This window comes from Ureibacillus chungkukjangi (assembly GCF_044795995.1).
GTDB lineage: Bacteria > Bacillota > Bacilli > Bacillales_A > Planococcaceae > Ureibacillus > Ureibacillus chungkukjangi.
The window spans coordinates 1,231,856-1,245,361 of record NZ_CP085009.1; the positions used below are offsets into that span (position 1 = coordinate 1,231,856).

Annotated in this window: 11 protein-coding genes; all 11 read left to right on the plus strand. The window is 39.8% G+C overall.

Annotated elements, in window-relative coordinates:
* Positions 1–100 precede the first annotated feature (100 nt).
* The 11 genes from sdaAB (at position 101) to ftsY (ending at position 13,489) form a co-directional block, all read left to right on the plus strand.
* Complete coding sequence (gene sdaAB, locus LG296_RS06060; RefSeq protein WP_107933938.1) at positions 101–763, plus strand: L-serine ammonia-lyase, iron-sulfur-dependent subunit beta; 663 nt, start codon at positions 101–103, stop codon at positions 761–763.
* 12 nt (positions 764–775) lie between these two features.
* Positions 776–1,669, plus strand: a complete 894-nt coding sequence (gene sdaAA, locus LG296_RS06065; RefSeq protein ID WP_251397185.1) for an L-serine ammonia-lyase, iron-sulfur-dependent, subunit alpha — start codon at positions 776–778, stop codon at positions 1,667–1,669.
* Positions 1,662–3,707 (plus strand): ATP-dependent DNA helicase RecG, encoded by a 2,046-nt coding sequence (gene recG, locus LG296_RS06070; protein ID WP_107933942.1) that lies wholly within the window; start codon positions 1,662–1,664, stop codon positions 3,705–3,707. Before sdaAA ends, recG begins: the two co-directional genes overlap by 8 nt.
* A 286-nt stretch (positions 3,708–3,993) precedes the next feature.
* A complete protein-coding gene (gene fapR, locus LG296_RS06075; RefSeq protein ID WP_107933944.1) occupies positions 3,994–4,584 on the plus strand; it encodes a transcription factor FapR in 591 nt (196 codons plus the stop codon).
* On the plus strand, positions 4,568–5,560 hold the full coding sequence (plsX, locus tag LG296_RS06080; RefSeq protein ID WP_107933946.1) for a phosphate acyltransferase PlsX: 993 nt from the start codon (positions 4,568–4,570) through the stop codon (positions 5,558–5,560). The genes fapR and plsX overlap by 17 nt, the downstream gene beginning before the upstream one ends.
* Positions 5,561–5,614: 54 nt before the next feature.
* Positions 5,615–6,565 carry an ACP S-malonyltransferase gene (gene fabD, locus LG296_RS06085; RefSeq protein ID WP_107933948.1) on the plus strand — a complete coding sequence of 317 codons (951 nt, stop codon included), beginning with the start codon at positions 5,615–5,617 and terminating at the stop codon, positions 6,563–6,565.
* Positions 6,558–7,304 carry a 3-oxoacyl-[acyl-carrier-protein] reductase gene (gene fabG / locus LG296_RS06090; protein WP_107933950.1) on the plus strand — a complete coding sequence of 249 codons (747 nt, stop codon included), beginning with the start codon at positions 6,558–6,560 and terminating at the stop codon, positions 7,302–7,304. The genes fabD and fabG overlap by 8 nt, the downstream gene beginning before the upstream one ends.
* 127 nt (positions 7,305–7,431) lie before the next feature.
* Entirely contained in the window at positions 7,432–7,668 is a 237-nt protein-coding gene (acpP, locus tag LG296_RS06095; RefSeq protein ID WP_107933952.1) for an acyl carrier protein, read from the plus strand.
* A 157-nt stretch (positions 7,669–7,825) separates the two neighbouring features.
* A complete protein-coding gene (rnc, locus tag LG296_RS06100) occupies positions 7,826–8,587 on the plus strand; it encodes a ribonuclease III (protein WP_107933954.1) in 762 nt (253 codons plus the stop codon).
* A gap of 1 nt (position 8,588) precedes the next feature.
* Positions 8,589–12,149, plus strand: coding sequence for a chromosome segregation protein SMC (gene smc / locus LG296_RS06105; RefSeq protein ID WP_107933956.1), 3,561 nt, complete (start codon positions 8,589–8,591; stop codon positions 12,147–12,149).
* Between the two features lie 80 nt (positions 12,150–12,229).
* On the plus strand, positions 12,230–13,489 hold the full coding sequence (gene ftsY, locus LG296_RS06110; protein ID WP_107933957.1) for a signal recognition particle-docking protein FtsY: 1,260 nt from the start codon (positions 12,230–12,232) through the stop codon (positions 13,487–13,489).
* Positions 13,490–13,506: the final 17 nt, after the last annotated feature.

Sequence of the window (13,506 nt, forward strand, 5' to 3'; positions counted from 1 at the left end):
TATGATCCTTCATGATAAACTATGCTTAAAATAATAGATTTAATTTCGATAACAAATCATTTCAGATTTTAATATAATTGAGAATAAGGGGGAGAGTAGGTTGAAATTTACTTCAGTTTTTGACATTATCGGTCCAGTAATGATTGGACCATCGTCTTCTCATACAGCGGGTGCTGCTCGTATCGGACGAGTTGCAAGAGATTTATTTGGCCGAAAACCTAAATGGGCGAAAATCCATCTTTATGGTTCTTTTGCCGAGACATATAAAGGACATGGTACAGATGTAGCGGTAGTTGGTGGATTATTAGATTTTGATACATTTGATGAACGCATAAAAACAGCCTTTGAGCATGCAAAGAATGAAGGACTTGAATTTGAAATCATACCAGAAACAGCAAATAAAGAGCATCCAAATACAGCGAGAATAGTAATGGGTGACGAAACAAGCGAAATGTCGGTAGAAGGGATTTCTATCGGTGGGGGTAAAATCGAAATTAGTGAAGTGAACGGCTTTAAGCTTCGATTAAATGGTGGGATGCCAGCAATATTGGTTGTCCATGACGACCGTGCTGGATGTATTGCAAACGTTGCAAACTGCTTAGCGATGCACCATGTAAATATTGGGCATATGGAAGTATCGAGAATTGAACGTGGCCAAACAGCATTGATGGTAATTGAAGTCGATCAAAATATTGAAGAACGTATTTTGCAACAGATTTCATTGATTCCTAATATTACAAAAGTATCAAAAATTAATAACTAGGGAGTGAGCTTTGTGGACGTATTATTTCACAATGTAAGAGAATTGGTTGAACTTGCTGAAAAAGAAAATAAGCTCATTTCTGACATCATGATAGAACAAGAAATGAATATGACTGGTCGCACGAGAGAAGAGATTTTCGCTCAGATGGACCGAAATTTAGTTGTTATGGAGCAAGCAGTTGAACGTGGGCTAAACGGGGTTCAGTCTGTTTCGGGCTTAACGGGCGGCGATGCAGTTTTACTTCAAAACTATATTGCTTCAGGTAAAAGTCTTTCTGGGGACCTTTTATTAGATGCTGTAAGTAAAGCAGTAGCAACAAACGAAGTAAATGCAGCAATGGGAACAATATGTGCAACGCCAACCGCTGGATCTGCTGGAGTCGTACCAGGTACACTATTTGCTGTAAAAAATAAATTAAATCCTACACGTGAACAGATGATTAATTTCCTATTCACATCTGGGGCATATGGATTTGTTGTAGCTAATAACGCCTTTATCTCTGGAGCTGCAGGTGGGTGTCAGGCTGAAGTTGGTTCTGCAGCTGGTATGGCAGCAGCAGCAATTGTAGAGATGGCTGGTGGCACGCCTGCCCAAACTGCGGAAGCGTTTGCAATTACATTAAAGAATATGCTAGGGCTTGTATGTGACCCAGTTGCAGGGCTTGTAGAGGTTCCATGTGTAAAACGAAATGCAATGGGGGCAGCAAATGCAATGGTCGCTGCAGATATGGCGCTTGCTGGAATAACTAGCCGAATTCCTTGTGATGAAGTAATTGGAGCAATGTTTAGAATCGGTCAAACGATGCATCCAAGCTTAAAAGAAACAGCTCGTGGAGGACTTGCTGCAACACCAACAGGTAAAGCACTAGCTGCCAAAATTTTTGGAAGTGCAGTACAAGTTGACTAATGTATTAGAACCAATTACGGCATTAAAGGGTATTGGAAAAGAAACGGCTGAGCACCTAAGTGAAATGGGTATTTACACTATCGAAGATCTAATTTGGACGTTCCCCTATCGTCATGAAGATTTTCGGCTAAAGGATTTAGCAGAAACACCGCATAATGAAAAAGTAACAATTGAAGCAAGAGTTGAAAGTGTTCCTTCAGTTCTTTATCTAGGGAAAAATAAATCTAGAATACAAGTAACAGTGCTAGCCGGAAGACATCTTGTGAAGGTTGTATTTTTTAATCAAAATTATTTAAGAACTAAGCTTACGCCAGGTGAAATCGTAACGGTCTCAGGAAAATGGGACCGTGGTCGACAAGTCATTAATGGCACGTCTATAAAATTTGGACCTAAAACAGATAATACTGATTTTGAGCCAGTTTATAGCTTAAAGGGCAATATTCATCAGAATAGATTTCGCAAGTATATGCGTCAGGCTTTAGATTTACTTGATGGTGAAATGGCTGAAACACTTCCAAGTCATTTGATTGAGCAATATCAATTGCCAACAATAACAGATGCCTTGGAGGGTGTTCATTTTCCTAAGGATGCAGATCATGCAAAACAAGCAAGAAGACGCTTTGTTTATGAGGAATTATTACATTTCCAGTTAAGAATTCAATCCTTACGTAAAATTCGCAAGGAAAACGAACAAGGTATCTCCATTCAGTATGATGTGAAAAAGGTTCGTGAATTTATTCAAAGTATTTCTTTTGAGCTGACAAATGCTCAAAAGCGAGTAGTCAATGAAATAAGCAAGGATTTAAAAGAGCCGCACCGCATGAACCGACTTTTACAAGGGGATGTTGGTTCAGGGAAAACAATTGTCGCGGCTATAGGACTCTATTCAGCAGTAACAGCAGGCTATCAGGGGGCACTAATGGCGCCAACTGAAATTTTAGCTGAACAGCATGCTGAATCCTTAAAAGGCTGGTTTGACCCGATTGGTGTGAAGGTGGCTATGCTTTCTGGTTCAACGAAAGCAAAAGACAAAAGAATCCTCCTAGAGCAATTACATAATGGGGAAATTGATATTTTAATCGGTACCCATGCCTTAATTCAGCCGGATGTAATCTTTAAAAATCTTGGCTTCGTCATCACCGATGAGCAACATCGCTTTGGTGTAGAGCAGCGTAGAATTTTACGTGATAAGGGAATGAACCCTGACGTACTGTTCATGACGGCTACACCAATTCCTAGAACGCTAGCAATCACTGCTTTTGGTGAAATGGACGTTTCCATTATCGATGAGCTACCTGCGGGACGTAAGCAGATTGAGACACATTGGCTGAAAAAAGAACAATTGAATTCGAGCATAACGAAAATGGAATCTGAACTGCGCCATGGCAGACAAGCTTATGTAATATGTCCACTGATCGAGGAATCAGATAAATTAGATGTTCAAAATGCCGTCGAGGTTTATGAGCAGCTCGCTACAATTTTTAATGGTCGATTTAAAGTTGGTTTAATGCACGGAAGATTGCATTCTGATGAAAAGGATGCCGTGATGCGTGATTTCTCTAATGGAAAGATTGACGTATTAGTTTCCACAACGGTTGTAGAGGTAGGGGTTAATGTTCCGAATGCTACATTTATGATGATTTATGATGCAGATCGTTTTGGGCTTGCACAGCTTCACCAATTGCGCGGTCGTGTCGGTCGAGGCGAGCATCAATCGTATTGTGTACTTTTAGCTGACCCTAAATCAGAAGAAGGTAAAGAACGTATGATGTCTATGACACAAACGAATGATGGCTTCAAGCTTGCGGAAAAGGATTTAGAGCTTCGTGGACCTGGTGATTTCTTCGGGAAAAAGCAAAGCGGGCTCCCTGAGTTCAAAATGGCCGATCTCGTGCATGACTACCGAACATTAGAAGTGGCTAGACAGGATGCGGCAAAGCTTATTTATGAGGATGAATTCTGGAACTCTGACGAATATCAGCATTTACGTGAAATGCTAGAAGAGTCTGGTGTCTTAAATGGAGAACGAATAGATTGATCTAACGGTTTTCGCTATTATTAGCGGGAATCGTTTTATTTTTTTTGTAAAATATGAAATGGCGAGATTATTTGAAAAAGTACCAGGATTATAGCGTAAAGTGGCTAGATTATCTTTCAAAGTGGCTGAATTCCTAGGGGAAGTGTCTAAATTATTACAAACCCCACCTAGAATCCACCAGCAAGAACGAGAAACATCTAAATTCTCTCTTGCGTTCCTTTTTGTAGAAATGTATACTGGTATTAGTACCAAGTGCTAAAAAAACTAGAAGTAGGTGACGAGTGTTTTGAAGCGTACCAAAAAAGAACGGCAAAGACTACTAACTGAAACAATTGAAGATAACCCATTCGTCACTGATGAACAATTAGCTTCACAGTTTGGAGTCAGCGTTCAAACCATTCGCCTCGATCGCATGGAACTATCTATTCCTGAATTGCGCGAACGTATTAAAGACGTTGCAGCACAAAATTATGAGAATGAAGTAAAATCTTTACCATTAGACGAAGTAATTGGTGAAATTATTGATATAGAATTAGATCAACGAGCATTATCCATTTTTGATGTAAAGGATGAGCATGTTTTTCAACGTAACGGCATTGCAAGGGGGCATCATTTATTTGCCCAGGCAAATTCGCTAGCTGTAGCCGTTATCAATGATGAACTAGCGCTTACCGTTAAGTCAAACGTGGTGTTTGTAAAGCCTGTAAAAGCAGGAGATCGTGTAATTACAAAAGCAATTGTTCGTAATAGGAATAGTGAAAAAAATCGTACATATATAGATGTAGTATCAACTGTAAATAATGAAACAGTGTTTAAAGGTGAATTTGAAATGTACCGCACGAAAGGTTCAGGTGACAATAATGAAGTTAGCAATTGATGGAATGGGTGGGGACAATGCTCCAAAGGCAATCGTTGAAGGTGTATTGCTTGCATTAGAAGATTTTCCAAACCTAGAGGTCCAGTTATATGGTAAACAGCAAGAAATGCAGCCTTTTTTGAAAGAGCATGCCCGTCTTGAAGTAATTCATTGTGAAGAAGTTGTTGAAGCTGAGGACGATCCAGCTCGTGCTGTTCGTCGCAAGAAGGATTCATCGATGACGAAAATTCTTGAAGCAGTTACAGATCTGCGTGCAGATGCGTGTTTATCTGCAGGAAATACGGGAGCTTTAATGGCTGGAGGTTTATTTAAAGTAGGACGTATCGAGGGTATTGCTCGTCCAGCATTAGCTACAACATTACCGACAATTGATGGCCAAGGCTTTTTAATGCTTGATTTGGGTGCTAATGCCGATGCAAAACCTGAGAATATTGTACAGTACGCCATAATGGGCTATATTTATGCAAAAAAAGTTAGAGGCATCGACAATCCTCGAGTAGGATTATTAAATATCGGTACAGAAGATAAAAAAGGGAACGAATTAACAAAGCAAGCGTTTACTTTGTTAAAGGAAGCTGACATTAACTTTATTGGCAATGTTGAGTCTCGTGATTTATTAGACAATGTAGCTGATGTTGTGGTGACTGACGGCTTCACAGGAAATATGGTTTTGAAAACGATTGAAGGTACGGCTGGCGCAATGATGTCTATGCTAAAAGAAGCCTTTATGGCTTCTGCTAAAACAAAAATCGGTGCTGTACTTATGAAAACTGAGCTGAAAAAGCTTAAAGGTAAATTAGATTATTCTGAGCATGGTGGAGCGGCGCTGTTTGGTCTTAAAGCACCTGTTATTAAAGCCCACGGATCATCAAATGCAAGAGCAATCTATAGTGCAATACGACAAGCATCTATTATGGCTGAACATAATGTAACAAAAGATATTGCCGAAACAATTGCACAAAGCCAAGAACAATAATTCCATTTATTTTAAGGGGATAAAGGGATGAAACGTTAGAAAAGGGGATTGGATATGACGAAAATAGCTTTTATTTTTCCGGGTCAAGGCTCGCAGCAGGTAGGAATGGGACAAGAATTCATTCAAACTAGTAAGGAAAGTAAAGCTTTTTATGAAAAGTGTGATGAAGTACTTCAATTTTCATTATCAAACTTAATGCTAAATGGTCCTGCTGAGGAGTTAACACTTACTTACAATGCCCAACCGGCATTATTGACAACAGGAGTAATGGTAGCACAAAAGCTAATCGATGCAGGCATTAAACCAGATTATACAGCAGGACATTCATTAGGTGAATATAGTGCCTTTGTTACTTCAGGTGCGCTATCCTTTGAAGATGCAGTGTTAACGGTTCATAAACGTGGCTTGTTCATGAATGAGGCTGTACCTGCAGGTGAAGGTGCGATGGCTGCAATTTTAGGCTTGGATGCAAAAAGCCTAAAAGCGGTTTGTGATCAGATCACGACTGAAGGAAATATAGTTCAGCTAGCTAATTTAAACTGTCCTGGCCAGATTGTTATTTCGGGCACTAAGGAAGGAGTTGAAAAAGCATCTGTAGCAGCTAAAGAAGCAGGGGCAAAACGCGCCATTCCTTTAGTAGTAAGTGGCCCATTCCATTCTGAGCTAATGCGTGAGGCAGCAGAAAAACTGCAAGAGGTAATTGATGCGATTGAGATTCAAGCTCCACATACACCGATTATCAGTAATGTTGGTGCAGAGCTTTTAGAGGATCCAGCAGCAATTCGAAACGAAATGATTGAACAAGTATATAGCCCAGTTTTATGGGAAGACGATGTTCGTAAATTGTTAGAGCTTGGTGTAACTACCTTTATCGAATGTGGGCCAGGAAAAGTACTTTCAGGGCTTGTAAAAAAAGTCGACCGTTCTGTCAAAACATATTGTGTGCATGATGAAGCGACACTTGAGGAAGTCATCGAAGCGATTGGAGTGAGCCAAATTGGGTAAATTAGACGGAAAAACAGCGATCGTTACAGGAGCATCTCGCGGAATTGGACGAGCAATTGCACTACAGATTGCTAGTGAGGGTGCTAATGTTGTCGTGAATTTTAGTGGAAGTGAGCAAAAAGCTAGTGAAGTAGTTAAAGAGATTCAAAATCTTGGCTCACAAGCAATTGCTGTACAAGCTAATATATCAGATAATAATTCTGTTCAAGAGCTAATGAATGCAACGATGGAACAATTTGGAGCAATTGATATTTTGGTTAATAATGCTGGAATCACTCGCGACAATCTTTTAATGCGTATGAAGGAAGATGAGTGGGATGATGTCATCAACACCAATTTAAAAGGTGTGTTCCTATGTACAAAAGCAGTTACTCGTCAAATGATGAAGCAGCGTGCAGGGCGTATTATTAATATTTCTTCTATTGTTGGAGTAATGGGCAATGCAGGCCAGGCGAATTATGTAGCAGCAAAGGCTGGAGTGATTGGTTTAACAAAAACAACGGCTCGTGAGCTTGCTTCTCGTAATATTTTAGTTAATGCTATTGCACCAGGTTTTATCACGACTGAAATGACAGATACTTTACCAGAGGATGTAAAGAGCTCGATGCTAAACCAAATTCCTCTTGCAAAACTTGGTAATCCAGAGGATGTCGCTAAGGCTGTAGTATTCCTAGCTTCAGATGACGCAAGCTATATGACAGGTCAGACCCTTCATATAGACGGCGGAATGTATATGTAATATTGATGGTATTTGACAATGAATCTATTATTAAACTATGTTTGTAAATATTAATGGAATAATATTATTGTTCTTAGTTTGGCAAATATAGTTTTCTATAATACTTTTTTGAGGGGAGGTGAACGATTTGGCTACAGTATTAGAACGTGTTACAAAAGTTGTCGTTGACCGATTAGGTGTTGACGAAAGCGAAGTAAAAGTAGAAGCTTCTTTCCGTGAGGATTTAGGCGCAGACTCATTAGACGTTGTTGAGTTAGTAATGGAACTTGAAGATGAGTTTGATATGGAAATTTCAGACGAGGATGCTGAAAAAATCGCAACTGTTGGCGACGCTATCAGTTACATTGAAACTAAAGTAAGCTAATCGATATATATCGATAAAAGAGGTGCAGTTTAAGCGAAAAGCGAAAACTTTGTGCCTCTTTTTATATTAGTTTGCAGTATAATTAAAGAAAAGTTGAATTTCTAACGGTTTACAAGGTAAACTATACGTTAGAATCTATTAGGAAGGCCGATTGTTCATGACAATAAGAAAAAAAGGTAATAATCAAAAAGCTGGTGTATTACCTGAAAAAGTAAGACATCAATTTGAATTTCTGCAAGAGGAGTTAAATATTTATTTTCGAAATAAAAGTTTACTTTACCAAGCTTTTACGCATTCATCTTATGTGAATGAGCATCGTAGAAAATTATTTACCGACAATGAAAGACTAGAGTTTTTGGGAGACGCTGTACTAGAGCTTTCTGTATCTAAATACCTTTTTGAAAAGTATCCGCATATGAGTGAAGGAGAGCTAACAAAGCTTCGTGCTTCAATTGTTTGTGAGCCATCTCTTGTTATTTTTGCCAATGAATTAAACTTTGGTAAATATGTATTATTAGGAAAAGGTGAGGAACTAACAGGTGGTCGTGAGCGTCCCGCACTATTAGCAGACGTATTTGAATCATTTATAGGTTCACTTTATTTAGACCAAGATTTAGAAAATGTTGTTGAATTTTTAGAACGAATTGTATTCCCAAAAGTAGAAGTCGGTGCTTTTTCGCATGTGATGGATTTCAAAAGTCAGCTACAAGAAATGGTTCAACAATCAAACAATGGTACATTGCATTATGAAATTGTCGATGAAAAAGGACCGGCACATAATCGTACATTCGTTTCCCGCGTTTTATTAAATGACAAGGAACTAGGAATTGGACGAGGAAAATCAAAGAAAGAGGCTGAGCAACAAGCCGCGCAAAATGCGATGGTGACATTGAATCAGTCTAGCATTAAGGAGGATTAGTATGTTCCTTAAACGACTTGAAGTAATTGGCTTTAAATCGTTTGCTGATCGTATTGGTATTGATTTCGTTCCTGGTGTAACAGCAGTAGTTGGCCCAAATGGTAGTGGGAAGAGTAATGTAACGGATTCGATACGATGGGTTTTAGGGGAACAATCCGCGAAATCACTACGTGGGTCCAAGATGGAAGATGTAATTTTTGCTGGAAGTGATTCAAGAAAACCGCTAAATTTTGCTGAGGTAACACTTGTACTCGATAACGAGGATCAGCAAGCACCAATACCTTTTACTGAAATTAGCGTAACGAGACGTGTGTATCGTTCAGGTGATAGCGAATATTTGCTGAATAACCAGCAATGTCGCCTGAAGGATATTACGGACTTGTTTATGGATTCTGGGTTAGGAAAAGAAGCATTCTCGATTATCTCACAAGGACGCGTAGACGAAATTTTAAATAGCCGACCAGATGATCGAAGAACGATTTTTGAAGAAGCAGCCGGTGTTTTGAAGTATAAAAACCGCAAGAAAAAAGCTGAGCATAAACTAGTTGAAACAGATGAGAACCTACATCGAGTTTTAGATATTCTACATGAACTAGATAGTCGCCTTGAGCCACTGCAAATCCAAGCATCCAGTGCAAAGGATTATGTACGTATGACAGATGAGCTTAAGGAATCTGACATTGCCCTAACGGTGAACGATTTAATGTTCCATGCAGAGACTCTAGAAAGCATCAATGTAGAATATCAGCAATTAAAATCTACAGAGCAAGAGCATGCAGCAGAAATTTCAAAGGATGAGGCAAAGCTAGACGCAATCCGTTTGAAATTAAAAGAAATCGATGCTGTATTGGATACTGCTCAGGAGCAACTAGTGGAAGCAAGCTCTGAAGTTGAGCGTTGGGAAGGTCGTAAAGCCCTTATGAAGGAAAAGCGCTCCAACGCAGAAAAGCAGTTACATCAATTACAGCAATCACTACTATTTGCACAAGAGGAAGAACATTCTCTTACAATTAGTGAGGAAGAGAAAAAAGCACAATTTACTGTCAAACAAAAGGAAGTTCAAAAGTTAAAGCTAGAAATTAAGCAACTAGAACTCACTTTAAACTCTTCTGCCTCTGAAATTGAAAAAGAAATTGACCAATCAAAAGATTTATATATCGATTTGTTAAATGAAGAAGCAACTATCAAAAATGAACTAAAGCATATTGAGCAGCAGCTGACGCAACAGCTAGAATCAGCAGAACGTATGAATGACCGTTCTACTGAAATGGTGAAAAAGCTGGAGGAAATCACTTCAGTGAAAATGGAGCTAGAAGCCGAGCTTGCAAAGGTCGATGCGCAGCTGACGCAAAAGCTTGAACAGCATGAGCTTGTTCAAATGAAGCTCAACAAAACTGCAACATCCTTTGAAGAGAAGCAGAAAATGCTTTATCAAGCTTACCAGCACCAGCAACAACTTAAGAGCCGTAAAGAAACATTGGCTGAGCTGGAAGCTGATTTTTCTGGTTTCTTCCAGGGGGTAAAAGAAATTCTTTTAGCTCGTGAACGTGGCGAGCTCTCAGGGATTGAAGGAGCCGTTGCAGAGTTAATTCAAGTGGAGGGGCAGTACTCAAAAGCGATTGAAACAGCTTTAGGTGCCGCATCCCAGCATATTGTAACGAACACAGAAACAGACGCTCAAAAAGCGATTGGCTGGCTTAAAGCAAAACGAGCAGGACGAGCTACTTTCTTACCGAAAACGGTAATGAAGTCTCGAAAGCTTTCCATTTCTCAATTTGGATCAGCAGCCGACCATCCGGCTTTTATAAGTCTTGCAGTTGATTTAGTTGATTTCGATGAGTCAAATCGAACAATCGCTGAAAACTTACTAGGAAATGTTCTTGTTGCTTCAAATCTTGAAGGAGCAAGCCAAATTGCAAGAAGCAGTGGGTTTAGATATCGCGTTGTAACAATCGATGGCGATATTGTAAATGCCGGTGGTTCTTTAACTGGTGGTGCATCCAAGCAGCAATCCTCTTTATTTTCTCGTAAGGCTGAGCTTGATCAGCTAACAGGTAATCTTGAAAAAATGGAGAATTCCATTGTCCAGGCTGAAAAATCGGTTGCTGCTGAGAAGGAAGAAGTGGCTACTTTACGTGAAAAGCTTGAAGTACTAAAGCTAGAAGGGGAAGTGCTTCGTAAAGAGGAAATGACCCTGCGTGCACAGTTACTTGAAATTGGTATGGAAGAGAAAAACTTAAAAGCAACGGTCAATGTTACATCGAGCGAGCAAACTTCCATGACATCAAGAAAAACTACATTACTTGAGCAAAAAGAAGAAGCTACAAAACGTTTAGTGCAGCTAAAGCAGGAGCTTGAAGAGATTAATGAAAAAGTAGCTCAGCTAAGCGAATTAAAAACGAAAAGCGAAAGTGAAAAGGATTCTTTAAGAGAGTCCTCAGCTCAAAAGCGATCAGAGCTTGCAGTAGTGCAAGAACAGGTTAGCCAGCTGCAAATTGCAACGGCTGAGCTTGCTTTACAGCGTTCTAAAGCCCAGCAGCAGGTTACTTCTCTTTCACAGGAGATTAACTGGCTTCAAAGTGAGGATAATAACGGTCCTACCGATGAAGAAATTGAAATGACTGTTATAGAGTGGACAGCGAAAAAAGAAGCTCTAACTGCTAAAATACAGACCAACCGTAATTTGCGCTCTTCTCAGCAGCAAGCTTTAACGCAATTAGAAGTGCAGCTAAAGGAATTGCAGCGAATCCATAAAGGCTTTTTAGAAAGCTTACGAACTGTGGAGGTTAAGGCGAGCCGAATTGAATTCGAAATGAATCGTCTACATACAGTTCTTGAGGAGCAATACGAGCTTGAATTTGAAGAGGCGCGTGAACAAGCGATCGAAATCGAGGATGTTGACCAAGTTCGCCGTAAGGTAAAGCTGTTAAAACAATCGATTGAAGAGCTTGGACCTGTTAATCTAACAGCAATTGAAGAGTATGATAGAGTTTTAGAACGCCATACTTTCTTAACAGAGCAGCGTAATGACCTTCTAGAGGCTCAAGAGACCTTGCATGAAGCAATCCGTGAAATGGATGAAGAAATGTCGATACGTTTCAGAGAATCCTTCATGATGATTCAAACTCAGTTTAGACACGTATTCCGTGAATTATTTGGTGGTGGACAAGCTGATTTAGTCTTGTTGAACCCTGAGAATATTTTGGATACGGGAATTGAAATTGTCGCCCAGCCACCAGGTAAAAAACTTCAAAATTTAAGTCTTTTATCAGGTGGAGAAAGAGCTTTAACGGCAATTGCATTACTGTTTGCTATTTTAAATACTCGTCCAGTACCATTTGTTATTCTGGATGAGGTAGAAGCTGCATTGGATGAAGCAAATGTCCAACGCTATAGTGATTATTTAAAGAAATTAAGCAGTGAAACTCAATTCATCGTCATTACCCATCGTAAAGGTACGATGGAAGGTGCAGACGTACTATACGGTATCACGATGCAGGAATCTGGAGTATCTAAGCTGGTTTCAGTAAAACTTGAAGAAGAACCAGCACTTGTTAGATAGAATGTGATTATTATGGCTTATCGCTAATTAAGCATTGGCGATAAGCCCATTTTCTAATAGACATAAGGAGCGATAAGTGAATGAGCTTTTTTAAACGACTAAAAGAAAAGTTAACTGGCAGTACAGAAGAAGAAAAAGTCCAACAAGAACAGGCTGAAAACCTTGAGTCTGAGTCGGTGGAAATCGATGAAGTCGACGGTTTAGAAGTTGAACAAGAAGAGCCTGTTGTTATTACTAACGAGGTAATTGAACAGGTAATCGAAGAAATTGTAGAAGTTGAAGAGGCTGAAGCAGAAACAGCTGAAGAATCGGTTGTTGAGGATGAGAATCTACCTGCTGCTGTTGAAGAGGCAGTGGAAGATGAGAAAAAGCCATCAGCATGGTCAATTACTCAAAAATTCAAAAATGGTTTAGCGAAAACGCGTGATTCCTTCACATCAAAAGTGAATGATCTTGTAGCACGTTATCGTAAAGTGGATGAAGACTTCTTTGAAGAATTAGAAGAGCTTTTACTTCAAGCCGATGTTGGCTTCGAAACAGTAATGGAGCTTATGGACAAATTACGCTTCGAAGTACAACGCCAAAACATCAAGGATACAGAAGGCATTCAATCCATTATCTCTGAAAAGCTTGTTGAGATTTACGAAGCAGGCGAGGATAATATTACCGAGTTAAATATCCAGCCAGCAGGCGAGCTAACAGTCATCTTATTCGTTGGTGTAAACGGCGTTGGTAAAACAACAACAATCGGTAAACTAGCTCACCGTTTATCACAAGAAGGAAAATCAGTTGTACTTGCGGCAGGGGATACATTCCGCGCAGGAGCAATTGACCAGCTACAAGTTTGGGGAGACCGTGTTGGTTGTGAGGTTATCAAGCAATCAGAAGGCTCAGATCCAGCAGCTGTTATCTATGACGCCATTGCTGCAGCGAAAAAACGCGGCGCAGACGTATTGATCTGTGATACAGCTGGTCGTCTACAAAACAAAGTAAACCTAATGAAAGAGCTAGAAAAAGTGCACCGCGTAATCTCACGTGAAATTCCAGATGCACCACATGAAGTATTACTAGCCCTTGACGCAACAACGGGCCAAAACGCTCTTATTCAAGCCCAAACATTCAAAGAAGCAACAAATGTAACAGGTATCGTGTTAACAAAACTAGACGGAACGGCAAAAGGCGGTATCGTCCTAGCCATCCGCAACAAACTGCACATCCCAGTAAAATTCGTTGGACTTGGCGAAAAAATGGATGACCTACAACCATTCGACGCAGAACGCTACGTCTACGGCCTATTCGCAGAAGGCTTAGAAAAAGAATTAGAAAAAATCGAAGACTAACCAAGCCAGAAAACTAT

Excerpts from the sequence above, each read along its gene's own strand:
- smc (WP_107933956.1), top strand. The coding sequence starts at position 8,589 with ATGTTCCTTAAACGACTTGAAGTAATTGGCTTTAAATCGTTTGCTGAT.
- plsX (WP_107933946.1), top strand. The coding sequence starts at position 4,568 with ATGAAGTTAGCAATTGATGGAATGGGTGGGGACAATGCTCCAAAGGCA.
- fabD (WP_107933948.1), top strand. The coding sequence starts at position 5,615 with ATGACGAAAATAGCTTTTATTTTTCCGGGTCAAGGCTCGCAGCAGGTA.
- rnc (WP_107933954.1), top strand. The coding sequence starts at position 7,826 with ATGACAATAAGAAAAAAAGGTAATAATCAAAAAGCTGGTGTATTACCT.
- ftsY (WP_107933957.1), top strand. The coding sequence starts at position 12,230 with ATGAGCTTTTTTAAACGACTAAAAGAAAAGTTAACTGGCAGTACAGAA.